At 55.8% G+C, this 24511-nt stretch carries 26 protein-coding genes, 1 other RNA gene and 2 pseudogenes; 14 read left to right on the top strand and 15 right to left on the bottom strand.

Annotated elements, in window-relative coordinates:
* The first annotated feature begins 32 nt into the window (after positions 1–32).
* Positions 33–890 carry an alpha/beta fold hydrolase gene (locus tag EDC27_RS08945; protein WP_123290281.1) on the top strand — a complete coding sequence of 286 codons (858 nt, stop codon included), beginning with the start codon at positions 33–35 and terminating at the stop codon, positions 888–890.
* Here EDC27_RS08945 and EDC27_RS08940 read toward each other — a convergent pair.
* Positions 809–1456 (bottom strand): alpha/beta hydrolase, encoded by a 648-nt coding sequence (locus EDC27_RS08940; protein ID WP_123290280.1) that lies wholly within the window; start codon positions 1454–1456, stop codon positions 809–811. The two genes, EDC27_RS08945 and EDC27_RS08940, sit on opposite strands and share 82 nt — an antisense overlap.
* A gap of 111 nt (positions 1457–1567) precedes the next feature.
* Here EDC27_RS08940 and EDC27_RS08935 point away from each other — a divergent pair, with 111 nt between their 5' ends.
* Entirely contained in the window at positions 1568–2521 is a 954-nt protein-coding gene (locus EDC27_RS08935) for a patatin-like phospholipase family protein (RefSeq protein WP_123290279.1), read from the top strand.
* Between the two features lie 143 nt (positions 2522–2664).
* Here EDC27_RS08935 and atpF read toward each other — a convergent pair whose 3' ends face one another.
* The 7 genes from atpF to EDC27_RS08900 form a co-directional block, all read right to left on the bottom strand.
* Positions 2665–3267 carry a F0F1 ATP synthase subunit B gene (gene atpF, locus EDC27_RS08930; RefSeq protein ID WP_123290278.1) on the bottom strand — a complete coding sequence of 201 codons (603 nt, stop codon included), beginning with the start codon at positions 3265–3267 and terminating at the stop codon, positions 2665–2667.
* An 18-nt stretch (positions 3268–3285) separates the two neighbouring features.
* A complete protein-coding gene (locus EDC27_RS08925; protein ID WP_123290277.1) occupies positions 3286–3711 on the bottom strand; it encodes a F0F1 ATP synthase subunit B family protein in 426 nt (141 codons plus the stop codon).
* A gap of 30 nt (positions 3712–3741) precedes the next feature.
* A complete protein-coding gene (gene atpE / locus EDC27_RS08920; protein WP_123290276.1) occupies positions 3742–3993 on the bottom strand; it encodes an ATP synthase F0 subunit C in 252 nt (83 codons plus the stop codon).
* A 22-nt stretch (positions 3994–4015) separates the two neighbouring features.
* Positions 4016–4747 (bottom strand): ATP synthase F0 subunit C, encoded by a 732-nt coding sequence (locus EDC27_RS08915; protein ID WP_123290275.1) that lies wholly within the window; start codon positions 4745–4747, stop codon positions 4016–4018.
* Between the two features lie 2 nt (positions 4748–4749).
* Complete coding sequence (gene atpB / locus EDC27_RS08910; RefSeq protein WP_123290274.1) at positions 4750–5424, bottom strand: F0F1 ATP synthase subunit A; 675 nt, start codon at positions 5422–5424, stop codon at positions 4750–4752.
* Positions 5425–5600: 176 nt separating this feature from the next.
* Complete coding sequence (locus EDC27_RS08905) at positions 5601–6011, bottom strand: ATP synthase subunit I (RefSeq protein WP_170161723.1); 411 nt, start codon at positions 6009–6011, stop codon at positions 5601–5603.
* Positions 6012–6013: 2 nt separating this feature from the next.
* On the bottom strand, positions 6014–6280 hold the full coding sequence (locus tag EDC27_RS08900) for an AtpZ/AtpI family protein (protein WP_123290536.1): 267 nt from the start codon (positions 6278–6280) through the stop codon (positions 6014–6016).
* A 191-nt stretch (positions 6281–6471) separates the two neighbouring features.
* Here EDC27_RS08900 and EDC27_RS08895 point away from each other — a divergent pair, with 191 nt between their 5' ends.
* The gene (locus tag EDC27_RS08895) at positions 6472–8214 is read left to right on the top strand and encodes a L,D-transpeptidase family protein (protein WP_245994440.1); all 1743 of its coding nucleotides are present in this window, start codon (positions 6472–6474) and stop codon (positions 8212–8214) included.
* On the opposite strand, the gene EDC27_RS08890 is transcribed toward EDC27_RS08895, so the two are convergent.
* Positions 8177–8725 carry a YcbK family protein gene (locus EDC27_RS08890; RefSeq protein ID WP_170161722.1) on the bottom strand — a complete coding sequence of 183 codons (549 nt, stop codon included), beginning with the start codon at positions 8723–8725 and terminating at the stop codon, positions 8177–8179. The genes EDC27_RS08895 and EDC27_RS08890 overlap by 38 nt on opposite strands.
* A 182-nt stretch (positions 8726–8907) precedes the next feature.
* A complete protein-coding gene (locus EDC27_RS08885; protein WP_170161721.1) occupies positions 8908–9531 on the bottom strand; it encodes a DUF3786 domain-containing protein in 624 nt (207 codons plus the stop codon).
* 201 nt (positions 9532–9732) lie between these two features.
* Here EDC27_RS08885 and ssrA point away from each other — a divergent pair.
* Positions 9733–10089, top strand: a transfer-messenger RNA (tmRNA) gene (gene ssrA / locus EDC27_RS08880).
* 135 nt (positions 10090–10224) lie between these two features.
* Here ssrA and EDC27_RS16525 read toward each other — a convergent pair.
* The 3 genes and pseudogenes from EDC27_RS16525 to EDC27_RS17155 form a co-directional block, all read right to left on the bottom strand.
* Complete coding sequence (locus tag EDC27_RS16525) at positions 10225–10932, bottom strand: hypothetical protein (RefSeq protein ID WP_245994408.1); 708 nt, start codon at positions 10930–10932, stop codon at positions 10225–10227.
* Between the two features lie 120 nt (positions 10933–11052).
* On the bottom strand, positions 11053–11139 hold the full coding sequence (gene yidD / locus EDC27_RS17060) for a membrane protein insertion efficiency factor YidD (protein WP_407923348.1): 87 nt from the start codon (positions 11137–11139) through the stop codon (positions 11053–11055).
* Positions 11140–11581: 442 nt separating this feature from the next.
* A pseudogene (locus tag EDC27_RS17155) lies at positions 11582–12488 on the bottom strand (IS30 family transposase).
* Between the two features lie 1019 nt (positions 12489–13507).
* Here EDC27_RS17155 and EDC27_RS08855 point away from each other — a divergent pair.
* The 4 genes from EDC27_RS08855 to EDC27_RS08840 all read left to right on the top strand — a co-directional run bounded on the left by EDC27_RS08855 (position 13508) and on the right by EDC27_RS08840 (position 16376).
* A complete protein-coding gene (locus EDC27_RS08855; protein WP_123290267.1) occupies positions 13508–13732 on the top strand; it encodes a glycosyltransferase family 4 protein in 225 nt (74 codons plus the stop codon).
* Positions 13733–13928: 196 nt separating this feature from the next.
* Positions 13929–14564, top strand: coding sequence for a glycosyltransferase (locus EDC27_RS17055; RefSeq protein ID WP_123290266.1), 636 nt, complete (start codon positions 13929–13931; stop codon positions 14562–14564).
* Positions 14539–15612, top strand: a complete 1074-nt coding sequence (locus EDC27_RS08845) for a glycosyltransferase (RefSeq protein ID WP_123290265.1) — start codon at positions 14539–14541, stop codon at positions 15610–15612. The genes EDC27_RS17055 and EDC27_RS08845 overlap by 26 nt, the downstream gene beginning before the upstream one ends.
* A complete protein-coding gene (locus EDC27_RS08840; protein WP_123290264.1) occupies positions 15609–16376 on the top strand; it encodes a polysaccharide deacetylase family protein in 768 nt (255 codons plus the stop codon). Before EDC27_RS08845 ends, EDC27_RS08840 begins: the two co-directional genes overlap by 4 nt.
* 296 nt (positions 16377–16672) lie before the next feature.
* Here EDC27_RS08840 and EDC27_RS17150 read toward each other — a convergent pair.
* A pseudogene (locus EDC27_RS17150) lies at positions 16673–16798 on the bottom strand (IS30 family transposase); the annotation flags it as partial.
* Between the two features lie 121 nt (positions 16799–16919).
* Positions 16920–17210, bottom strand: a complete 291-nt coding sequence (locus tag EDC27_RS08835; protein ID WP_148045718.1) for a hypothetical protein — start codon at positions 17208–17210, stop codon at positions 16920–16922.
* A gap of 556 nt (positions 17211–17766) precedes the next feature.
* Between EDC27_RS08835 and EDC27_RS17050 the strand changes: the two genes are divergently transcribed.
* From EDC27_RS17050 to EDC27_RS08790, 6 genes are all read left to right on the top strand, one after another.
* The gene (locus tag EDC27_RS17050) at positions 17767–17910 is read left to right on the top strand and encodes an integrase core domain-containing protein (protein WP_123290261.1); all 144 of its coding nucleotides are present in this window, start codon (positions 17767–17769) and stop codon (positions 17908–17910) included.
* A 550-nt stretch (positions 17911–18460) separates the two neighbouring features.
* Positions 18461–19024: a rhodanese-like domain-containing protein gene (locus EDC27_RS08820; protein ID WP_123290260.1), complete on the top strand. Its 564-nt coding sequence runs from the start codon at positions 18461–18463 to the stop codon at positions 19022–19024.
* A gap of 318 nt (positions 19025–19342) precedes the next feature.
* Positions 19343–19768: a rhodanese-like domain-containing protein gene (locus EDC27_RS08815; protein ID WP_123290259.1), complete on the top strand. Its 426-nt coding sequence runs from the start codon at positions 19343–19345 to the stop codon at positions 19766–19768.
* Positions 19769–21640, top strand: coding sequence for a VTT domain-containing protein (locus EDC27_RS08810; RefSeq protein WP_123290258.1), 1872 nt, complete (start codon positions 19769–19771; stop codon positions 21638–21640).
* Positions 21641–23825: 2185 nt separating this feature from the next.
* Positions 23826–24014: a hypothetical protein gene (locus EDC27_RS08795; protein ID WP_123290257.1), complete on the top strand. Its 189-nt coding sequence runs from the start codon at positions 23826–23828 to the stop codon at positions 24012–24014.
* Between the two features lie 285 nt (positions 24015–24299).
* Positions 24300–24497, top strand: a complete 198-nt coding sequence (locus EDC27_RS08790; protein ID WP_123290534.1) for a rubredoxin — start codon at positions 24300–24302, stop codon at positions 24495–24497.
* Positions 24498–24511 lie beyond the last annotated feature (14 nt).

Raw genomic sequence — 24511 nt, 5'->3', positions numbered from 1 at the left:
AAAGGTTAGCGCAAAGGAAAGGAGACGCCACCATGCCCCTGCTCAACACCCCTTCCGTGCAACTTTACTACGAAGTCCATGGAAACGGTCCGAACCTTCTTTTCGTAAGCGGCCTCGGCGGCGGCACCTGGTCCTGGTATGGACAGATTCCTTACTTTCGTCGCCATTACCGCACCATCGTCTTTGACAATCGAGGCGCCGGCCGCTCCTCCATGCCCCCAGGGCCCTATGCCATGAAAGACTTCGCCCATGACACCCTCGCCCTGCTGGATCATCTGGGCATCGACCGATGCTTTATGGTCGGCCTTTCCATGGGGGGCATGATTGCGCAGGAAACAGCCCTGGCAGCTCCAGAACGCTTTGAAGCGCTGGTCCTGGGCTGCACGCACCCCGGAGGCCCGCGCAAAGTCTCTCCGTCTTCTCAGGTTCTTGAACGCTTCACGGACAACCAGGGGCTCAGCCAGGAAGAGATCGTGACCAAAAACCTTCCCTTTTTCTTCAGTCCTGAGGCCTTGCAGCATTGTCAAGAGGCCGTTGAGACCTACAAAGCTGTGCAAACACAGGCGCCTTGGCAGCCTCAAGAGGCCTTTTCCAGCCAACTGGCCGCCATTCAACACTTCGACGCCTCCCATCGGCTGCCGGACCTTTTCATTCCCACCCTTGTGGTGACGGGCACAGAAGACGTTCTGGTCCCCCCGGCCAATGCGCATCTTCTGTCGACGCTACTCCCCAACGCTCTTCTCGTGGAACTGGAAGGGGCGGGTCACGCCATTCACGCCGAATGTCCTGCCACCCTGAACGCCCTCATTCACGGGTTCCTTGCCGATCCCGTGAGAGAGTCCAGAAAAAGTCCCAGACACCGACGTATTTCCTGTTCTCGACCCCAATAAAAGTGGTCGGCGTTGGGGCACAGGTCCACATGAACGGAGTTTCCTTGCGCTCTGTGGGCATGCGCCCACGCGTCAACGCGGTGCGCTTCTGCAAAAGCATCTGTATCTCCGACCATGACCCAGGTGGGACACGAGGGGATCGAAAGGTCGGTAAAATCCAAAAAATTGATCGGGGGAGACACGAGAGCAAGACTGTGCGGCGTCATACCCAGGCGGCAGGCCTTTAGCGCCACCCATGCGCCAAAGGAATACCCGGCCAGGTGAACACTTTGAACGCCAAGATCCTTGAGCCATTGCTGGACACACACCATGTCCTTTGCTTCTCCGTCCCCATGTCCGTAAGTGCCCGTGCTCGCCCCTACGCCGCGGAAATTGAACCGCACGGTCGTCCATTCCCGATCCCGGTAGGCTGCTTCCAAGGCCAAGACCACATTGTTGTCCATGGAGCCGCCGTACAACGGGTGAGGGTGGCCGATGAGAGCCCCGTCTTTTGAGGATCCCCATTGCACCACGGCTTCCAGCCGATGCGTTTCACAGTCGATGCGAACGTGCTCCATCGAAGCCATCACCACGCAATCTCCTTGCGCACGAGCCCTTTTTCAAGGCATATCTTCTTGGCACCAGAGCCCGAAAGGGCCACAACCGAGCCGCGCTACGCATGAAGGAGGGATTATGACATGCTGAAAACCGCTTTGGTCCTCAGCGGAGGAGCCGCCAGGGGCATTGCACACCTTGGTGTTCTTCGCCACCTGGACGGCGAAACCTTCCCCGTCCACATGATCCTCGGCACCAGCATGGGCGCCATCATCGGCGCCCTCTACGCCCATCACGGCTCGGTGGCCATCGTCGAGGAAAAAATCCACACTTTCGTCCACAGTGCTATCTTTCGCGAGACCCTATCTTTGGCTGTGGATGAAAACAGCGCCCTGCCCTCCGCCTCGTCGCTCTTTGACCGATTTGCCCAGCAGCTTCGAAAGAGTTATCTTTACACGCGCCTCGTGACGCGATCCAGCCTCATTCCTGAAGACGATTATTGGAAACTCCTTACGGGCCTCGTTCCGGACATCCGCATCGAGGACCTTCCCACACCCTTCGGCGCCGTGACGCTGGACATCCTCACGGGCGACGAAGTGGTTTTGACAAGCGGATCCCTCATCAAAGCCCTCGGGGCCAGCGCTTCCATTCCCGGCATGGGTCCGCCTGTGCGCTACCGCGGCCGACTGCTCGTGGACGGCGGCTGGATCGACAACGTGCCATGCCTTCCCGCACGGCGCCTCGGGGCTCACTTCGTGCTTGCCGTGGACACGTCCTCGGAAGTGGCCGACATGCACCCCCTGCCCAGCTGCGCTCTCGAATATGCTCTGCGAAGCAGCGAGGCGTCCCGCATGGCCTTGAACAAGCTGCGCTTACAGCATGCCGATACGGTCGTTCGGCCTCACGTATCCCATATTCGCTGGTCCGACTTTCATCTGTTCGAACAAATCCTTCAAGCGGGCCACGAGGCCTGGGTGGCCGCAGCTTCGTTCATTAAGAAAACCTACCGAAGCTACCGCATCAATCCGTTGCGGCGCCTGCGTGCCGCGCTGCGCGCCCGCTTTCTCCCTTACGGCCTTCCACTGGTGTTTGTGTGAACCCTCTGCTAAGATTCCGCCCGCTCCACAACCCTTTCCACTAGAAGACGATCTTCACCACGCTACCGAATACAAAAAAATGGGGGCCTTTCGCAGCCCCCCTTTTCTTCGCTCTCGCCACCACTCCTCGTGCATCAAAGCCCTCATGGCCCGGCAGACTCGGGTGTCCTTTGCAGAGCTTCCAGTTGGGTGAGGTAGTTGTTCACCAGTGCGCGCTGGTCCTTTTTGGTGATTTTTTTGCGAATGCGTTCTTCGGCTAAGGCGACCGCTTTTTCCACCACCTCGGCACGAAACTTCTTTTTTGCCTCTTCAAATTCCCGCGCCGCCGTCTGCTGGGCCTCTTCAAGAATCTGTCGTCGAAGGCGTTCGGCTTGGGCGAGGATCTTCTCTTTTTCTTCCTGGCCGATCTCGTGGTAGTAAGCCTTGATGCTCTCGATCTTTTCGTCCAACTGGGCCAGGAGCTCTTCCTGTTCGCGGCGGCGGCGATCCAGGGACTCCTCTTTTTCTTTCAGCTGGTCAAAAACGCCGGCAATGGCGTCGCGGCGTTCCTTGACGAAGTTGACCAACGGCCCTTTCAGGTACTTCATGAGAAAGAAGACCAGAATGCCGAAATTGATCCATCGCCATGATAAATCCCATAGGGCTCTGTCTATCCCGAAAATGGTCGATGAGGCCGCGTAGGCTTGTTCGGCCCACACCACAGCGATCACCGTCAAGCCCCACCATCTTGTCCAGGCTCGCACCATGCTCAGACTCCAAGCCCTCTAGATTTTCCGTCCAACGACTTTGGTGGAAATCTCGTAAGAGAGCACTTGCGCAAGTTTTTTCAGCCCTTTTCGAGCCTTGACCAGCTCTTCTTCCACATCGGCCCGCACCTTTTGGCGCAGTGCCACGATCTCTTCCTGGGTCGCCATGAGGGTTCGATGGGCTTCTTCCGCGGCTCTGGCCCTTAACGCGGCACGTGCGCTTTGGGCTTCCTGTTCCGCGGTGCGAAGCCTCTTTTTGTATGCCTCAAGCATCTCTTCCAGGTCCCGCGCCGCAGCATCCAGCGCTCGTTCCTTCTCCTCAATGACCCGCTCCCGTTCCAGAATAAGCCGATGGATTGGCTGAATCATGAGGCGGTTCAAGACGAACAGCAGCACGAGAAACAAGGTCACTTGGACGATAATCGTTGCATTTAAGCTGATCATGGCTGACTCGTTGTTCGGGCTGGGGCGCGTTTACTTCACCACAAACAAAAGCAGCAGCGCGATAACCAAAGAGTAAATCCCGGTCGATTCGGACACGGCCTGGCCCACCAACATGGTCCGCGTCAAAAGCCCCGCCTCTTCGGGACGGCGCCCGATCGCTTCGCAGGCTTTTCCTGCGGCAAAACCTTCTCCAATTCCCGGACCAATGGCACCCAAACCCATGGCAAGACCGGCGCCAAGAAAGGCCATTCCTCGAATGAAATCAACTCCCGAAATTTCCATGTCTCTCTACACCTCCTCCCAATTAGACCATCATAATCAACAACAATGACACCACCAAAGAATAGACGCCGGTGGACTCCGCTACACCTTGTCCAACAAGCATGATTCGCATCAGGATGGTCGCGTTCTCGGGATTGCGGGCGATTTGATACGCCGCTGTCTCGGCCGCGAAACCCTTTCCCAGGCCCGGCCCGTTACCTCCAAACCCCACGGCCAAACCGGCACCCAAAAGAGCGCAAATGTGAGGGAACGTGGCCACCTCCGGCAACCGCTTGTAAAGCAATAGCTGCGCAATAAGTAAACCATAAATGACTGTAGACTGAGCAACTCCAGAGCCCACAAGCATCAAGGTCGTTATGGGGCCCGAAGCCTCCGGCTGCCGACCTATGCCCAAACAGGCCCCTCCAGCCGGCATGCCCGCCCCTATGCCGCAGCCGATCGCCGACAAGCCAATCGCCAAACCAGCACCCAAATAAGCCCATGCCGTTAGTATCGGCTTGCCGGATACGGAGCTGAAAAGCATGAGCATGGCAACCACTAATCCGAAAATGCCCGCGGTTTCGGCGATAGCCTGGCCGACCAGCATGGTTTTCAAGATCTTGTCGGCTAGCCTAGGTCGGTACGAAAGTATTTCGCTGGCTTTACCCGCGGCATATCCTTCCCCAAGGGCAGCCCCGATTGCCGAAAACCCAATAGAAATTCCTGCCCCAAGGCCAGCGGCCGCTCGGATCCAATCCACCTGTTCCCATGCCATGATCACTTTACCTGCACCGAGATGTAGACAAGAGTCAGCATCGTGAACACGAACGCTTGAACTGTTCCGACAAAAAGCCCAAAAAACGCATATAGGAAAGGAGGAATCAGTAAACCGTAGACTAAGTGTGTGACGACAAGGATAATGATAGATCCTCCCATGATATTTCCGTAAAGACGAAAAGAGATAGATACCACCTTCGCCAACTCACCGATCACATTGAGTGGCATCATGAAGAAAACGGGTTGAAAATACTCTTTGGCGTAGTTTACGAAACCTTTTGTTTTAATTCCGGCGTAGTGGGCTAAACAAAAACCCATAATACCCAACCCAAGCGGTGTGTTCAAATCCTTCGTTGGCTCGTTCATATGCGGGACGACACCAATCCAGTTGGAGAGCAGAAGGAACATAAAAAGTGAACAGATAAGCGGGAAATATTTTTTGGCAAGCTCTTCATCCAGAGCTTCCTTCGTCAGTTCCCAAAACGACTGGACAAAAATTTCAGCCACCATTTGGCAAGGATTGGGTATATATTGTGTCTTACGTCTGGCGAATAAAGCGAAAAGGATCAAAATACCCATAATAATGAGGGTCATAACGATCGTCATGGCATTGAACACCAGACGATAACCTGCCAGCTCCAGAGTCCATTGCCATATGTGGGTGAGTTCTTCCATACTTGACTCCGATTAACCTCCCAGGCCCTCTAGCGCTACAAACCCAATCCTGCCGGACAACGACAAAGCACGGAACGTGCAGCATCACGGCGCACTCGGTACGTCTTCACCACTCCACAACTCATGGGCCACGGCTGTCGCAGGGCGGTCGGACACAAGAGCATTTTGGCAGCCGGCTAGGTGGACCGCAGCCCAAGGCAGTGCTTCAACAGGACATGATCAATGAAGATGGCCACCTGGACAGTGAGAAGTCCCAAAACAACCGCCCAAAACTGAAACTGCTGATTCCTTAATGCTACAAACAATGGAATGGCAAAGAGGCCCATGCGCAACACAAAGGACAACATCGCCACAGATGTGGCCTTTTTTCTCGTCCCGCCGGCCCTTATTTGATAAGGCAAAACGCGGGACATGATCACAAAATTCACGACACTAAACAGAGACCCTAAAACCAACCCCTTGGCTACGGCCACATACCCCAGACCATACAGTCCCACGGCCACCGCGACCGCCCCGGTAAAAGTCACGCGCGTCAGGCGCCTTTGGTAGTCATAATACGTCCTAAGGTCGCTACTTCGCGGGTCCACATTCATTTCTTCGGAAGCCCCATAATCTGACGGTATACCGTTACCGCCCCACCAACGATCCCCAGGACAATAAAAATGACGAGAAAAATGTATCGCGTGCCCAACCACTTATCCAAGTAGTAGCCGACCAGGAGGCAAAACAGAATGCTGCCCGCCATGGTCAACCCCACCTGGGTGACCAAGACTAATGACTCCAGGGTGTCCCGCTTCTTGTGAAAATCCTTCACAACACCTCTGCCGGTCCCTTTCCGCTTGAAGACCTTGGCCATAGCCACGTATTCTCTTAGCAGATGTCCATCAGATTGTGAAATGTTTTTTTTTGTATCGGCCTGGGCAGTTTTGTCCCCTTCGACGCCACGATCCTCTCTTGGCAGAAGGCCCACGATCGTGTCAAATAGGCACAGTAACCTGTTCGGCTTTTTGCGAAACACTCAAATCCGGGAGCGTGCCTGCAGTGATCATGTTGAAAGGGTTCGCACAAAATCGGTTTCATCAAATTCTTTCCCTGGCCCTGGTGATCCTTTGCGGCGCTATTGTCTGGAACAGCCCGCGGGCTCACGCAGAAGAGTCTACGGTGGAAGGGGCCTTGGAGCTCATTTTGAGCCACCCCGAAGCGGATGGCACCCTTTATGCCGCCTGCCAAAAGCTTCCTTCGGCCCGAGAGCTGGTCGATTTTTATCGGAACCGCCGGTATGCGCCGGCGTGGCTGGACGGCTCAAAGCCATCTCCGTGGGCCAAGGACCTGGTGCGTTTTCTTCGAGAGGAAGCCCCCAACCATGGCCTCAATGCCGAAGACTACCACCTGGCGTGCCTTTCCGCCCTCCTTTCGATTCTGGACGCCGCACGGGAAGCCCAACGCCCCGTTTCACCCACCCTTTTGGCGCACCTGGATCTGGTTCTCACCGACGCCTTTCTGATTCTGTTCTCTCACCTGTCATCGGGTCGCGTGGATCCGTCGGCACTGGACCCTCTGTGGGTGTCTCAGGCCCACCGGGCGGATCTTCGCGCCGGGTTGGAAGAATTTCTCATCCATCATGATCTTCGTCGCACCCTGCGCCGTTTTGCGCCGCCGGACGAAGACTACTGGCGCCTTGTGGCCGCGGTCGCTGCGCAGCGAAAAATGGCTTCCATGAAAGAGCCCTGGCCTGTTGTGCCTGAGGGCCCCAGCCTTCGACCCGGCCAGAGGGATTCTCGAGTGCCCCTCATACGCCGTCAATTGTATCGTCTTGGAGATTATGACAACCAGTCCGACAAGAGCTCCGACACCTATGACGCGAAACTGCTCGCGGCCGTTCGGCGATTTCAAAAACGCCACGGGCTTGCCGTGGACGGTGTGGTAGGCAAGCAAACGACAAAAGCCCTCAACGTGTCCCCTCGGGACCGCCTTTTGCAAATGCTGGCAAATCTGGAACGCCTTCGCTGGCTTCCCCGCTCCTGGGGGGACCGTTACCTTGTGGTCAACACGGCGGACTATTCGCTGACGGCCTACGAGCATGGGGCCAGCGTGTTGAAAATGCGGGTCATTGTGGGAGGAAGCGCCACTTCCACGCCCGTGTTCAGCGAAGTCATACGTTACGTGGAACTGAATCCTTACTGGAATGTGCCTCAAAGTATTGTAGGGAAAGAATTGCTGCCAAAAATTCGTAAGGATCCGACCTTTCTGGAGCGTCATCATTATGAATTGCTGGCCACTTTTGGGGATCAAACCCTCGGCGTGGATCCCAGGGTCATCGATTGGCAGCGCGTACGGCCGGAAAACTTTCCGTGGCGGATCAGACAGTTGCCGGGTCCATGGAACGCTCTAGGCCGCATCAAGTTTGTGCTGCCCAACCGATTCAATGTCTATCTCCACGACACGCCGGACCGGCATCTTTTTCAGCGACCGCACCGCGCTTTAAGTCACGGGTGCATTCGACTGGAAAAGCCGCTGGACCTGGCCCTGTTCGTTCTTCAAGACGATCCCAAATGGACCCGGGAATCCTTGGAAAAGCACATTGCCTCTGGCAAGCGTCACATCATTGCACTGCTCAGGCCCTGTACGGTCCATCTGCTTTATATCACGGCCTGGGTCAGTGAAGACGGCACCGTCCACTTCCGGCGGGACATTTACGACCGGGACAAGCTTTTGGTGAAGGCTTTAAAGCTGGAACCGTTCACTTCGGAAGCTACCAATACCGTACGGGCCCCACATCCAGGTGGATGAAATCCCTGTAGGTCCCCACACCGCCGGCTTTGAAGTCGGCAGCGGCGGATCCCAGAGCATCTAGGGAAACCCCTTCGATGAAGACATCCGCGGCCTTGGCTTTCATGTGGTAGCTTTTTTTTGCCACCCCCCGGCCCTGACGGCGAAGATGTTCATTGTAGGTCGGGGATCGGTACCCGGAAACCAAAAGATAAGGCCGCCCAGTGGCTCCAAGACGCTGGCGCACCGCATCCAACAAAAGGTAAAGGTGACGGTCTACAGGGCGCACGGTGTTGGTAAAATGGCACCGAAAAAGGTAATCCAGACGGCGCAGGGCTCGGTGATCCAGCCGCCCGCTTTGGCTCATGTAGCGCACTGTGAGCCGTTCGTGGGTGTGAAGGTTGTAGAAGCTGAGAACACCGGAACACCTTTGAATGAGCGGCGCGGCGAGAACGGAATTGACGCACAGAAGGCCCATGCTCGAACTGAGGCCCGCTCCGAGGATACCCTTAAAAAACTCTCGTCGCGTCATCTTCAGCTCCCTCAGGTCAACCATCGCCCTCGCCTGCGCTCACAACCCCGGGCAGTCTGGGCGTCAACGTTTTTTCATGACAACACCAGATTCGCGTCCTCCCTAGCAAAGCACGGCAGGCCTGTCAATCCAAGAGCATGCTGTGATGTTTCCTGGAACGACACGAATCCCGAAAGGCACCATCAGCCTCGCTGAGCCTCCATAGCCGCGCCGTGTTCCAGAAGCGCTTGGGCGGTGTATTCGGCCACATCCGCCAGGGCATCGAGAGGCATGTAGGACGCAGCTCCACCCCCGAAGAGACATGTTACCGCTGCAGGAAATTCGTCGTCCGCCTCGTGAACGATGTAGTACAGAGGAAGGCGCGGCAGAGGATACAGGGTAAAGGAAAAATCGCCTGATGGAGCATCTGTGTTTCGGTGTCCTGAAAAAATGTGAAGAAGGTTATCCAAGTGCCTTTTGATCATTGGCACATGCGGCACCAAGACCTGTTCGGCATGGACCGCAAATGCCGCTTGATAAGGGCCGCTGTTGGGAATTTCCTTGAAGGCCTTTAGCGGATGCAGCGCCGCAGCCTGTTCGGGCACATGGGCCATGTAAATGGCGGTAAGAACCGCCCTGGGCCCCACATCCGCGATGCCGTCAAAGAAGACGCGTTCCCGTTCGACGGTACATCGCCGCCCAAAGGCCTGAAAGCTCAAAGCGCCCGAAGCCTTCGAGACAGCGGGCACGGCTCTTTGAAGCACATGTTCCGATCGCGCCCATGCCTTGTCCAAGTACCCTCGAATGATCTCTTCATAGCCATTCATGCCGCGCGCCTCTTTTCCATGATGTGAGCTCTGATTTCCCACAGCCCCGTTCATACTGAAAAAAATCGCTCCCTACAAGCTCTTCCACGCCCCTTTGCCGCTTGACGGCGCTCATCAACTCGCTTATAAAACAGTACTGTCGATGACAAGCGATGTTGAATGTATTTCCCGCTCCAGCGCTCACGGCGCATTTTGCAGTGAGGGGGCGAAAAGGGTTCGACGGAGGTCATGAAGCTTAAGAAGCATGCCGGGGGTCCTGGCCGCCCGTATTCAGGTCGGGGTTAAAGCAAACGCAGACGACTATGCGTACGCTGCAGCCGCTTAAGCCGGCTGCCGTTCCTTCGGTCTAAGCCTGTACGACCGAAAGGAGCGTCGACTCTTCAGGCTGGTTTTCGAGGCTTCGCCCTAAGCCGAGAAAACGAGAACCGTCAGGGCTAGCTTTCAGAGGATCCGGCACACGGGGAGCCCGCGAAAGCGAATGTTAAAACCGTGGCTAAGCATGTAGAAGCTTAAGCGGAAGGCCTTCGGACGCGGGTTCGATTCCCGCCGCCTCCACCATTTAGAAAAGACAAACCCCCGTCTCTCTCGGGTCATTCTCCGGGGATGACGGGTTTTCTTTATCCCCTTGCTGCTAAAGGATTTTCGCCCTTTTTAACATCTTTCCAAAGCATCTCTTTGCACCATTGATTTTCCTCATGTTCCCGCCTTCTTTCTTTGCTTGGTCCCTGATTCTTTGTTTTCTCCGGACCAAGTTCGAAGTTCGTCCGGAAAGCCACATCCTTGATGATATGGGTTTGCGGCTGATTGCCATTTTGGGCGGTTGTCATGTGTCATCGTTCGATGCCGCAATCGGACGTTTTTTTCGAAATCGACCGTTTCGGCCGTGAAAAGAAACGCCGTCAAATCCGCCTTTCTGCCTCCCAAAGAAAAAAAATCAACGCCGATGGTCGGCTCTCTGGAGTGGTCTCCGGTCCGGTCGCCAGTCGGTGGCAAAGCCAACCGGCGGCGCGGCTCGGCCCAGTTCTCAAAAAAGGTCTGGGGCAGCGTGGCCGGTGATTGCCCGTTGGGTTCCTCGCCGTTAATGAGAGCTTCAACGATGTCCGAAGGCAGGGTCGTGAGTTTGAGGATGTGGGCCACATACGAGCCATCGACGTCAAGGATACTGGCAAGCTCGCTGATGGAATTGATCTGGCCGGATTCGTGAATGTCGGCCCAGGAAAAGGCCCTACCCATTGTCTGCAGGTCGCCAGACGGCACCGGTTCCTGCGCTCCTGTGATTTCTCCATCCAGGGTCCGGGAAGCGATGACCGTGTGGCGGCCGCGCATGCGCCGGATCCGTATTGGCATATGGATCTGCAGGTTGCCGTTGTCGGCAACGGTAAGGGTCAGCTTCATTTTCATCGACTACTCCCCCGATCCGTGCTTTCGCATGCCAAACCGGCCAGCTCGGCCATGAGCTTTCCCAGTCCGCAGGTAGCAAGCTCCATGTCGATAGCGCATCGGTCTGTCCGTGCTTATCACCTATCGTTTTGCAAAACCATAGCGGGCAAATGCCTGTGTGCTGTATTCTGAACATGAGGGATACATGGGACATTCACCACGACGGATCGCTTGAAGTTGATTCAGCAGCCCCTTTAAAAGCTTATTACCCCTTCATAGAGAGATACACCGCTTGTCTTCGATTCTACGTGACACTGTGCGGTGTGGGCGCAAGCATACACGGCGGTTACACAAAGTAACAGAAGCAGTCCTGATTTCACGATTGACTTGGTTTTTCGCTGCTCGGCGTGTGTGTCACCCCGAATTGAATCTATCTCAGGTCGAGAGCGCCACCGCCTCCGAAAAAAATCCGGTTACGGCTGCTAAAACCCAGCTACAACTTCCATGCCTGCAGCTCCCAACGGGCAGGTGAGCTGACCGCACCACGGGCAATTTGAAGCGCTGACGAAAAAAACCCAATATGCCGTTTTTAAAACGGTCATGCGCCAAAACATGAACGTCCTTAAGTCGACGCTGGACGTTGACCAGTGATTATTTTAGGATCATCCATTCAACTCACTAGTGCAACAGTTGGGTTGATGCCGAAAAAATACCTGGTTGGGTGTTTTCATGCCATGGCATTTCCTGGGTTGGTTATTGCGTTTTTTCATAACGCGCTCTATGTCCTCGTCGGTGATCGTGGTGAAGTCACCGCTCTTGGTGAAGTCCCGGTGAATGAGCTCGTTCGTGTTCTCGCTCGCTCCCGCGAGGCACAGGGGTGAGCGAAACCGCAGTCGATAGCGAGTGCCTGGGCCATGGCTTCATGGCGTGCAAACTCTTTACCGTTATCCGAGGTGATGGTGTGGACGTGGGCGGACGATGGCGAGAGCATTTTGTGCACAGCGTCTTTCACGCCCTCGGCTCACCTGGTCGGCACTTTGGCGATGAGCACCAGACGTGTTGTGCGCTCGGTCAGGGAGACGATAACTTGCTCATGTCCATTAACGATGATGGCCTCAAGATTCCCATCACCGATACGCCGCGACGCGCCACGATGACCGGACGCTCATCGATGGACACGCGATTGAGAAGCCAACCTCGCCGGTCGTAAAGGCCACAACGCATTTTGCGCGCCTACTAACAGCGCAGATGACGGGGCTGGTCGCCGCTACGCCGCTTGTCCTTAGCACATATTTACAGATCCATCCGTGGCTGATGGATAAAGGTCCCGCCTGAGCAGGCCACACGTTGATTTGTTCGGCGCTTCAGTCGTCGCGTATCAGCCGTCCGGCCAAGCGCCTGTCGCCACGGCTCATGCGTCCAGGTCTTCTGGCATGACGGCGTCTGCGTGCGACCTTTTGATTCGACTTAGGCCGATCACATCGCAGACCACGGTGACGCCGCAACTCCCGGCGTATTGTGGACGTGTGGACACCGTTGATGGCGGCGATCTTGGATTGGTTACGCCCGGCTATCATCAGGGCGTGGTTTTGGTGCCATTGTTCTTAGGTAAGTTGTGTGTCGCCTCTCATGCGTGCTTCCAACGGTTTTTGAAAAGAAGGGCCAGAATGCTCATTCAGCTTGGAGACCCCTATTCCAAAATGTTCAGTTTCACTGACGGAGTGGAATCCGCCCCAAAAAGGATAATGCATTGTCATGTCGATGCGAACATTCCACCTAGCCTGCTCTTACTTATAACGATCCCTCTTCCTTGATGACCGCGTCGCTTTCCCTTGAAAAGCCGCAGGTTGCAATCGATTTCGTCGCCCTCCCCTTTCAATACCTTGCTGCGCGCCAGATGGCCGACTTTTCAGTCGACAGGATCGAATTCACAGCCCCGTTCGAGGACCGCATCGACACGCTGCCTCTGATTCCCCCACCTGGACACACCCGAAAAGGCTGACGAACTGCCTCCTCTGGTCGAGCACAACCCGGACATGGATAGCGCCAGCCCAAGGGTCCTTGTTGTCGGGCAACCCTTAATTCGTGACTTTGCACAATTCCACCATAGCTATCTGGAGATCCTCGTCCGCGTGGGTGTGATCGGCACGACTTTTCCTTGTCGCAGCCTTTTGGGTCTTTCAAGCGGCACGCCATGCCTTAAAAATCAGCTGCATTTCCACATTCTCATTTGTCTTCCTTCTGGACGTACTGGTCATTCTCTTGCCAAAAAACGGGTCGATCCGCACCGTCTCCTTTCAACATGGGTGGCCTTACCTGGTTTTGTTTGGAGGGATTGCCTATGGCTCTCGATGGACGGCATGTGCGTACCTTCAAACGATAACCCGCCAACGCGGGCTACCGATCATGCGCTGGCGTGTTCCCCTGCCACCGCTCCACCTGCGCGGGAGCGTTCACCTGCATGCGCGAGATCACCTTGGACGAGGTGCAGGTGTGAGCCCAAGACGCCCTTTGGGAGACATCCCGTGGAAAGTTTTGCACATCGAGGCCGGCCGCCACCTTTACGGCGACTCCCGTCAGGTGCTCGGCCCGTCAGGTGCTCGAGCTGCTCGAGGGCCTGGCCGCCCGCGGCATTGAAAACATCCTCGCTTGTACTAAGGGGAGCGACATCGCGCGCGAGGCGAAGCTATGGGTTCGAGTCGTCGAGATGCGCATGGAGGAGGTGCTCGACCTCATGTTCACCCAACGCCTGCGCCAACTGATGGACGAGATTCGTCCCGATCTTGTGCATGAACACAGCCGCCGCGGCGTGGATGAATAGGTGGGATTGCCGCCCGCCGCGCGGGCATTTCCACCGCACTTCCACGCCGGGGGGACGACTCAGAACCACGTTGGTTCGCATACCACTAATATGGCCTCTCTGCCAAGATCATCATGATTTGTGAGGGCAATGGTCAGATTTTTTCTGCAGGAAGGCATTCCCCCCGAGCACGTCGTGAGCGGACGTAGCGCCGTGAATGCATCCCCCTTTCTCTACGCCTGCGAATGCGATGCCTTTTGAGAGTCCTTCGGACTGCCTGAGCACCCCCCTCACCCACGGCATGATCGCTCAGCTCATTCCGCGCAAGGGGCACCGCCACCTGCAGACCATCCTGCCCCAGATGGTACATAGGCATCCCGATGCGCGAGTTGTGTCCTTTGGCAAGGAGCCTCATGGCGCAGCACTTGAACGACACGTCAGACAAGAAGGACTCGCGAGCTATGTTCTGTTCGCGGGTTTTCGCGAGGATTTGGCCCGCTGGCTTCCTTGTTTGGACATCAACGTCCATTTAGCGTATATGAAAGGATTGTGGATATCGCTGGTACATGGCGCAGCAGCCCGCGTGCCTATTGTTGCCACGTGCGTTGGTGGCATCCCCGAGGCCGTCGAAGAGGGTTGTACCGGCATGTTCATTAAGCCCAAAATCTTAAGGGGCTTAACGAGGGCACTGTCTTTTTGCCGGCGGATCCTGACAAACGGCGAGCCATGGGCGAAGCGGGTCGGGCGATGGTGCTGCGCGAATTCTCGATCGAGGCAAGGTGCGGCGGCAGCCTCGTCATCTACCACAAGGTTTTGGATAACGAGCGATGAAATCCCTGCACATGATCGGTAGCCCGCGGATGGGCGGTGCCGAGCGCTGGTTTGTACGGTTTATTAACGCCATGCTGCGCCACGGCGAAGAGGTTGAGGTGGCGGTGCGACGCGGTTCTGAACTCGCCCGGCATCATTTTGCCGGCAGGGCCCACTATGAGCTGCCGTACAGCACGGTGTGGGATCCTTTTTCGCGTTATGCCGTCTCGAGGCTCATTGCCCGCAGTGAAGCGCCCATCGTACAAACCTATATGGGGCGCGCGACCCGACTGACCCGCATACAACCCGGTCGCGGTAAGGTCCATGTGGCGCGCTTAGGTGGCTATTACAAGCTCGATGCCTTCAGGCATGCTCATGCCTGGATCGGCAATACCAAGGGGCTGTGCGACTGGATGATCCGGGGCGGTTTGCCCGCCAAGCGGGTGTTTCACATCACCAATTTTGCTGAACCACCCCGCGCGGTGGCGGCAGAAGCGCTGGCGGCGCTGCGCCGGCGTATCGCTGTGCGGCCGGAGGACTGGACCATTCTGGCTCCCGGGCGGTTGATCGACGTTAAGGGGCACCGCTACCTGATCGATGCGCTCCGTCGCCTGCCTGCCGAAATTAATGGCCGACGCTTGCGTCTGGTGGTGTTGGGGGATGGGGAATTGGCCGGTCCGCTGAAAGAGCAGGCGCGCCAAGCGGGTGTGGCCGAGCGCATTCTATGGGCGGGGTGGCAGCACGATCCAGCCCCCTGGTTCCATATGGCCAATATGGTGGTGTTCCCTTCGCGCGAGGCCGAAACTCTGGGTAACGTCATCCTCGAAGCGTGGGCCTACGGCAAGCCGTTGGTTGTCACTGCCTTTCGTGGCGCACGCGAGATCACCCGCCCCGGTGAAGATGCCTGGGTCGTTCCATGTGACGATGGTGCTGCGCTGGCGGCCGGTATGGAACACGTCATCCGCAATCCTGACCTTCAAAAACACATGGTGACCAACGGCCTTGTTCGTATTGAGCGCGACTTTTCCGAAGCTGCCATTATTGCGCAATATCGTGGGCTCTACGCAAAGTTGCTGGACCATTGGATATGAGTCGGGGAATCAACATCCTCATGTATCACCAGGTGGGTGAATTTGCGCCGATGAAGGCGCATCGCTCAACCTATTGTGATCATCGCCGCTTTGCCGGCCAGATGGCCTATCTGGCGCGCTTTGGTTACACCGTCCTGTCGATGGATCAAGTCTTGGCTTGCCTGCGGGGTGAGGCAGAGATCCCGCCGCGTGCGGTGGCGCTAACGTTTGACGACGGCTATGAAAACTTTTACGAGTACGCCTTTCCGGTGCTGAAACGGTATGGTTTTCCGGCCATGGTGTATTTGATTTCAGGCTTCCTCGGTCGGCGAGCAAGCTGGTTTGCTATGGATGGCCGCGACACGCCACCGCTGATGAGTGCCGAGCGTCTTCGCCAATTGCATCGTGAAGGTATCGACTTTGGTTCGCATTCGGTCACGCACGTCAGGCTGGCCAATGAGAAGACACAGCGCATCCGCGAAGAAGTTACCCGCTCCAAGCACAAGCTGGAAGATGTGCTTGGTGTGCCAATCATGCACTTTTGCTATCCCTACGGCAGTCACGACCGGCGCGTTGTGGAAGCCGTGGCTGAAGCCGGTTACCAGAGCGCAACCACCTGTGTGCGTGCGCCCGCGACCATCGCTGATGATCCGCTGACGCTGCCGCGGAAGGCGGTGTCTTGGGGTGATAGCCTCATTGGCCTATTTTGGCGCCTCCACGTGAAGAACACCCCTAAAGAGGCGCCAATTCGCCGTCCGGGGCACACCTTTGCGGATCAGCGCTGAGCGGACGGTTCTTCAGCCTCATCCATCATCGCTTCCAGTCGCGCCTCGCTAGGACATGTGACCAAGCGCTTGCTTCAGCGTGCTGGGGTACTCTTTTGGTCCGTCAGGGGGCACGGCACGCGCAGCCATCAGAGGTCTTTGCGCAAAGAAAATGCGGATGATGCCGGCACCACCTGTGAGGCAAAACGGCTCCATCAGCACCGATAAAGCGCAATAACATCAACCCGTTTGGCCCGCATCTTCAGTCTTAGCAGCAGCCGAACCGGGTATTCCGCCTGCGAAATTGGCTCGCGGTTTCAACGTGCTCGTGCAACGGGTGGGTCAGTGTCGAAACAGACCTGGTTGGGTGTTTTCATGCCAAGGCATTTCCGGGGTCGGTTGTTGCGTTTGTCCACAACGCGCTGAATGTCCTCGTCGATGATCCCAGCGATCTTGAGCTGGTTATGTCCGGCTTTCATCAGGGCGTGGATTTGGTCTCGTTGCTCTTGGGTAAGTTGTGCGCAGCGTCTCGTATGTGCTTCCCGTGCTTGTTGGAAAGAAGGGTCACGATGCCAGCTCAGCTTGCCCCCCTATTCCAAACTGTTGCGTTGCACTTACGAGTTGAATCCGCCGCACATGTTCGGTGAAAAATATATGAGTCCCGGCCTTGTCGATCTTGATCTCAAGTTCCGTCGTGTTGCGGGTGTTATCGAATCGCAGGAGATGCAGCTCACCGGAGCGCAGACGGCCGCCATGTTTGAGGGGCTGTCCGTTTTGTTCGAAGATGTCCATGACCTTTTCTTCCACATGTTCGATGGATCCCCAGGTTGCAGATGACATGTAGATCATTTTCATGGCCGCATCGGCGTATTTCCCGTCGACCTTGGGGAATGACCACTTATAGAGGCCGGGATCGATCTTGAATGCTTCTGCCCATTCAAAGGGGTGCTCTTATTGAAGGATCACTGTCATGCTTCGCCGGCTTATGGGCTTGATTGTGAACAAGAAAAAGGCCCATCGAATCATGCCGCGCCATGGTTGGACCTTGTCTCAATGTCATCGAGGCATGCGGCTTCGTGTTCAAAAGAAAGCCTCGGTGGCGGAAGGTCCCCGTGAGCGTTGGGCAACGGATATGACCCACTTTTTCTACTCGAATTCCTGCCGGTGTCATGGGGTTGCGCTGATCGATTTTTGGTACCGGGAGGTTATGGGTTATCGCATGAGCCGGCCATATAACGCCAAGGTGGCGAAAAGGGGCTTTGGAAGATGCGCTCATTCGCCGCCTTAACAGAATAAAGCCGCCTCCCGGGGGCTTGCCCTGAGAAGTGACAACGGGCTCGTCTTCACGTCGAAACGTTATCTCGAGCTGGTGCGTGCTTTGGGTCTTCGCCCTGAAGACATCACCCCTGGAATGATCGAGCGGTTCATGAGAAGGCTTAAAGAGGAATGTATCCGGCTCAACCTGTTTTTGTCCTTTCATGAGGGCAAGGAGAGCATCGAGGGGTGGATTCAAGTGGACAACCCCGAGAGGCCGCCCCAAGAGTTGGTTAGGTGAGCCCGGTTGCGTGTCGTCATGAACTCGCCGCTTAGCCGGCGAGCCGAACGTGGTGGGTCTATCGCTTTTTCCTTAGGAAACCGCCCCAGTAAAGGCATTGGCCGGAGCGCAACGGCCTGGACAACCCAAAGGGCGTGCCAGCTCTCGGTCTGATATAGAGGAAAAAAGACAAGGGCTAAAACCCAACGCCTTTTCCTCAGGGCAACCGCCAAAACCGCCTTCCACTCTTCAGGCCCAAAGCCGTTTGTCAAGGCCTGGAGCGGATGCTGAAGGGTAACCACTCGTTGCTCTTGATGCGGACAGACAAGCCAAGAGCACCGCGTACACAATAACGCACATTTTGGCCTTGATTCCTAGGGGTCGTTACATGTGTGCCGGGCGTTCGAATGAGTATTGGAACGCTCGATACACTGTTGTTTCATGCATCTATATTTCCTATTCGTTATTAAGGCTGTCGTTGAAGTAGTCTGAAAAGTTGAGGACGTCAGACGATGCAAGATGTATGATGATCCATGATATGGTTTTAGCTTGAGAAATTTATGTTTATCGAGTGGATGGACGTTTCGACTTTGTCATAGGCCAAGTTTACGATGGCGTATCGGGGGACAGAGGATTTATTCGAGTAAGGATCAAAAAAATCATTTTTCTATCCCTGGTCGCCTTGATCTCTGGAGAATGTGTCGTGTTCGCGATGAAAGACGGCGCGAGCATGGATTCGATCAAAGCCATGCTTTTTGTGGAGACCTCGTGGCTTACGCAGAACTTATGCAAGGTGATTGTGGTCGATGCGCGTCCCGAGAAACATTATAACAACGGACATCTACCCGGGGCGGCGTCTGTTCCTTGGCAATCTTTTGCCGATATGCGCGGCAAGCCGAGACACCCTCGATGGGGCGTGCTGCTGCCCCAAGAGCAACTGTCGCCGAAGTTGGGAGCCTTGGGTATCGATGGTGAAACACCCCTGGTGGTCTATGCCCAGCCCTCGGGGTGGGGCGAAGACGGACGTTTTGCATGGATGGCCCTGAAGGCAGGAATCCGCAACGTCAAAATCCTCGATGGCGGATACAAAGCGTGGAAAGATGTTTCAAGCGGCTGGTTTGAAGCCGGAAGATGACATTGTGGTCTATTGGACAGGCGGCATTCGATCAGCCTAAATGGCTCTCGTCCTAAGGATGGTGGGCTTTGAAAAGGCGCGCAACGACGGCGCATCCTTTTATGAGTGGCCGGAAATGAAGCAAGTACCCCTGGAATAAAGGATCAGTGTGAAACGCCGAAAGAGGTTAAAAAGCCCATGACGAACAACAGAGGCCCGCCACGGTCGAAACGGCATCCGAAGCACGGTAGCCGAAGGGTCCTTTCGCACCATTTGCGCTAAAACCTCGAAAGCAGCGTGTTTTTTCAGTAAACCATGATTCACATGAGGAGATAAGCCTTGAAAAAGAAGCTTTTCATTCTTTCTATTGTTTTCTTGGCCGGTGTTGTCGGTATCGGTCTGGCGCATGCTTCCGGACAATACAACTATATCTCGGCCGAAGATCTCAATGCGCGTCTTGCGGCCGGGTCTCCAATGATTATCGTGGACATTTGCCCGGCCGAACAGTACGCCAAGGGCCATATTAAAGGGGCGATCGAAACCAACGCGTATCCGGTCAAAACGGAGGCAGAAAAAGCGCGCTTGGCGGAACTTTTGCCCAAGATTCAATCCTCTACAGAGGACATTATCATCGTTTGTCCCAGAGGTGGTGGTGGGGCCAAAAAGACCGTGGATTTCTACAAATCAAAAGGGGTTGAGGAAAGCCGGTTGCTCATCCTAGAAAAAGGTATGGATGCATGGCCCTATGAGACGGAAAAGAAGTAGATGCTAAAATCTAAACGATTTCTTCTGGTGGTGGGGATGGCCATCCTGGTCGTTCTGTTTTTCACCACCGGGCTTCATCGGCAGTTCACACTGGAAAGTGTGAAAGCGCATCAAGGGCGCCTACAGGATGCCTACCATGAACATCCGTTGAGGGCGGTTGCCGCCTTTTCGGCCGTCTATATTCCGGTGATCGCCCTTAACCTGCCGGGTGCCGTTGTGCTGGGACTTGCCGCGGGGGCGATTTTCGGCACCCTGGCAGGCATCCTTGTTGTGTCCTTCGCCAGCAGTATCGGAGCCACCCTGGCCTGCCTGCTTTCCCGGTACCTGCTGCGGGATTGGGTCCATCGCCGGTTCGGCGACAAGCTGAAACGGGTCGACGCCGGCATTCAGGAAGAAGGTGCTTTTTATCTGTTCGCCCTCCGCCTGATGCCGATCATTCCGTTTTTCGTCATCAACATGGTCATGGGGCTCACTCCCATGCGCCTGCGGACGTTCTACTGGGTCTCCCAGTTAGGGATGCTGCCGGGCACGGCGGTATTCGTCAATGCCGGCAGCCAACTCGGCCAAATCGAATCGCCAGGCCAAATCCTCTCGCCGAGGCTCCTCTTGTCCCTGGCGCTGCTGGGGATTTTTCCCCTGCTGACGCGCCGGGCGCTGAACTTTTGCCGCAATCGGTTGCGCAAACCCACAACGGTCGACCCATTGCCTGTCCAAGTCGGCGATGATGAAGGCACGTCCCCGAAGATCGAACCCTACGTGCGCGACATCCGCGAACGGTGCACGGAATGCGGCGCTTGCGTCAAACAGTGCGCTTTTCTATCGCACTACGGCACACCCAAGGCCATTGCGGCCCTGAATTTCAATTCCCCCCGGCACCAAGCGATGGCCTACGAGTGCAGTCTGTGCGGTTTGTGCCGCGCCGTCTGCCCTGAAAAACTTGATCCGTTTGAGCTGTTTTTGGAAATTCGGCGCCGGTATGTCACCGACGGGCACTTCGATGCGTCCGTTTACAGGCCGATTTTGAACTATGAGAAAATCGGCATCTCACCGGCCTTTTCATGGTACGGGTTGCCCGAGGGCTGCGACACGGTGTTTTTCCCGGGGTGTGCCCTGCCGGGCACCCGGCCGGAAGTGACCGTGCGCCTGTTTCAGGATCTCCAAAAGGACATCCCGACGCTGGGGGTTGTTCTCGACTGCTGCACGAAGCCGTCGCATGACCTGGGGCGGCAGGCCTACTTCGACCACGTGTTCGGAGAAATGATCGGCTATTTGTCGAATCACGGTGTTCGGCGGGTGCTGGTGGCGTGCCCCAACTGTTACAAGATTTTCAGCCATTACGGCAACGGAATCTGCGTGGAAACGGTCTATGAATTCATCCACACCCATGGGTTTAGGCCAACCCCGCACCACAACGGTCTGGAAGTCAGCGTCCACGATCCGTGCTCGCTGCGCGAGGAGGCGGCGACGCACCAGGCGGTGCGTGGCTTGTTATCCGACACGGGAGTCAAAGTCGTTGAAATGAAACACCGAGGGCGGCGCGCAATCTGCTGCGGGGAGGGCGGCATGGTCGGCTTTGTGAAACCCCAGTGGGCTCAAGGCTGGGCTGAGATCCGCCATCGCGAAGCCTCCGGCCGAACCATCGTCACGTACTGCGCCGGATGCACCGGATTTTTAAGTCGCAAGGGGCCGGCCATCCACATCACCGATCTCCTGTATCAACCGGAGAGGGCGCTGAACGGCAAGGTGAAGGTGGCCCGGCCACCCTTTACCTATCTCAACCGGCTGCTTTTGAAACGGCGTTTTAAAAAAGAACTGAACGCCAAGACCAGCCGGGTGAGACCTCGGCAAAGGTTTGGCGAACACGGCTCATAAAAACATGCAACCCAATGAGACAACCCATCCGGCGGATGATCAGCGCAAGCGTTCAAAGCTTCTGGACCACCCGCTTGGGGCAACCAATCCCTTTAGGGCGATAAGCTGAAAACAGATGTGCTCTATGGGATGACACAGCCACGGATTGCCATCTTCTTGCTGTTGGCTTTCAACTCTGAGTCCAAGTATGGGCCTCTGGTGCGGCCTGCGCCTGAAATGCCGGTGTGAAATAGGCCTGGCGCTTCAGCGGCCATTTCCGGACCGTTTTGTTTCGGATTAACGGTTTGATCCTTCAGGCACCTTTTTCATCACGAGGAGGTGGTGCCAATGACGTTGGATCCAACGCCCCATCGTCGCCGCTTTCTGCGGCCGAAGGGGTACAACTACCGGCAGGTAGGGGCATGTTTCGTGACCATCTGAACACGGGGCCGCGCGTGTTTGTTTGGGGATGTGGTGGGTAGGGAGATGCGGTTGAATCCATTGGGTGATTTAGTACGGGCAACGTGGCGCGATCCACCACAGCATGTGAACCACCTCCGATTGGATGCGTTTTGGTCATGCCTAACCTGTTCATGAACTTATGGATCGTCGATGACATGTCTGTAGGGGCGGGTTCTGAACCCGCCCCGACAAAACCCGCCCCGACCACCCCTTGGAAACGACATGGATTGGCGGAAATCATACGACAATTCAAAACATTTTCGCCTGGCGCATAAACCAAATACGAAACACCCCCGGTATTCCTGTATGGCAACGTAATTTTTATGAACATATTATCCGTGACGAATCGTCTTCAAACCGCATTCGTTAACACATTGAGGAAAACCCCGTGCATTGGCACTGGGATCGGAAAAATCGCGATGCCCTTGGGACCGATCTTTCGTGGAACGATGAAAATAGTGGCGGCACGCGGAGCTGGACCAACTGAGCAACATCATCAAGGTGTTCAATGAGCCGTTCGGCAACATCCGGTGAAAAGGCCACGATAAAATTCGCCACGTCATTGCCGAAGAGATCCCAAACAAAGTGGCGGCGGACCCAGCCGACTAAAACGCCATGAAAAACAACGACCAGAAAAACACCCGGGGCTTGACCCCTAGGACTCAAAACCACAATGTTCGTTATCGTGACCGCGCTGCTCTGGGCTTGTCTGTCCGGATCATGTGGGGGCAGGCCCTTGTGGCTGCCCCTTATTAGGGCAGGCACAGGGGCCTGCCCCTACGTGGTGCCCCGGTATCAATGGGCGCGCGCAAAAGGCAGGCACGAGGTGGTGGGGGGGGAAACATCGGGGCAGGCGACATTTTCACCCCCTGCCCATACCCACGGGTTGTGACCGTTATAAACCTCTGCACCGCATCCGGCAGCGACATCTGCAGCCCATCCGGCAACTACATTTGGACGACATTCCGAAACAACATATGAACCCTACATCCGGCCGGCCCCTACCCGAGGCAACCATGCCGATTGCCAGGAAGTTCGGCCGTTCGACGCTGCATTCATTCAGATGCGCCATAGATCCTCGGGTTCCAATGTGGTTGCCGGTGGATTTTCGCGGTCATTAGACCCGCGTTGGGGTTTGTCCAGATGACATCGTGCTCGCGTGCCACATTCGCGATGGTTTTGTGACCCTTGAGAATCTCCAGCACCATCTCTCTTTGACGATTGGCCCTCCATCTTTGCCTTCGAACTGATTTAACGACTCCTTCTTCCCTCACACACCCTCTTTTGCTGACCAAATCGACGGCCTATGGCTGGTCCATTCCAGTGCGGGGTTACTACTGTTTCCTTTTTCGTTAGGGATTTTTATCCTGCTCGCCAGCTAAACTAGGGCCACCATGAGCGCGAAATGTGGTCTTCAAGAGCGGGCGTGTGAAAAGGTGTCAAGAAATCAGGGGGAGAAAATCGTTTCTCTGATCGGGTTGTCAGGAAACTATTGTGTGTGATGTCTTCGGCATTTATAGTGTAAGGAACGGAGCGCGGGCAGTGACATTGACTCATGGGATGGCATCGTTTACCAGAGGATTCTTACGAGGCGATGCGCTGCTCGGCCAAAGAATGCATTGCGGCCCAGGGCGCTCCTATGTAAAATGCTCTCACGCGCTGCCCGTCGGGTCGTCAAAGCCAGGCACACGTGGCGAATGCGGGTCGAACCTGCGCAGCCGCACTGAAGTGTGGGGGTCTAGCAATGGATCAAAAAAGAGAGTTGACGTTTTCGGACTACATTCATCTTCAATTGCAGGAGATCCTTAAGCACAAATGGATCGAAAGCGAGAAAGCCGGAAGAGATTTGGGCCAGGAAGCGGTCTTTGACTGGATTGAGAAATACGCCGAAGGGTTTCGTCGTCATTACGAGCCTCTGCTCAAGGATGACTGATCCGACTGTATCCCTTGCCCTTTTGTGCCCGCGGCCGATCCTTCGCCCTTCTCCCTGTCAGAACCCGCTACGCACTTCCTCTGATAATTCAGATCCTTCGCGACCAGCCCTGTGTTTTGTGAGACGTCTTGGTTGATGTCGATGTGCATAGACTCGAGCCTTGTCGGAACTTTTTATGCGGACTCCGTTGACAGAACCTTTCGGCGAACTGATTTTACGAAAAAGGCATGTCCAGCGGGCGAGGCCGAATCAAAAAACCAGTAGATGGCAGGGAGGATGAAGATCATGGCTCGACCGGAAGACTGTTATCGGTGTGGAGGTCCCACGTGTGGATACGTGTATGATCCCGATCGCGGAGACAAGCGAGGTAAGATACCCCAGGGCACTCCCTTTTCGGACCTTCCCGACGATTGGAAATGTCCTGTATGCGGTGCCGGCAAAAAGAGTTTTTGCTGCTCGGCGGAATCAAATCCTTCTGGGTGATTGGACATAATCGA

Source organism: Desulfosoma caldarium, assembly GCF_003751385.1.
Classification (GTDB): domain Bacteria; phylum Desulfobacterota; class Syntrophobacteria; order Syntrophobacterales; family DSM-9756; genus Desulfosoma; species Desulfosoma caldarium.
This window is presented reverse-complemented; position numbering and strand designations above follow the sequence as displayed.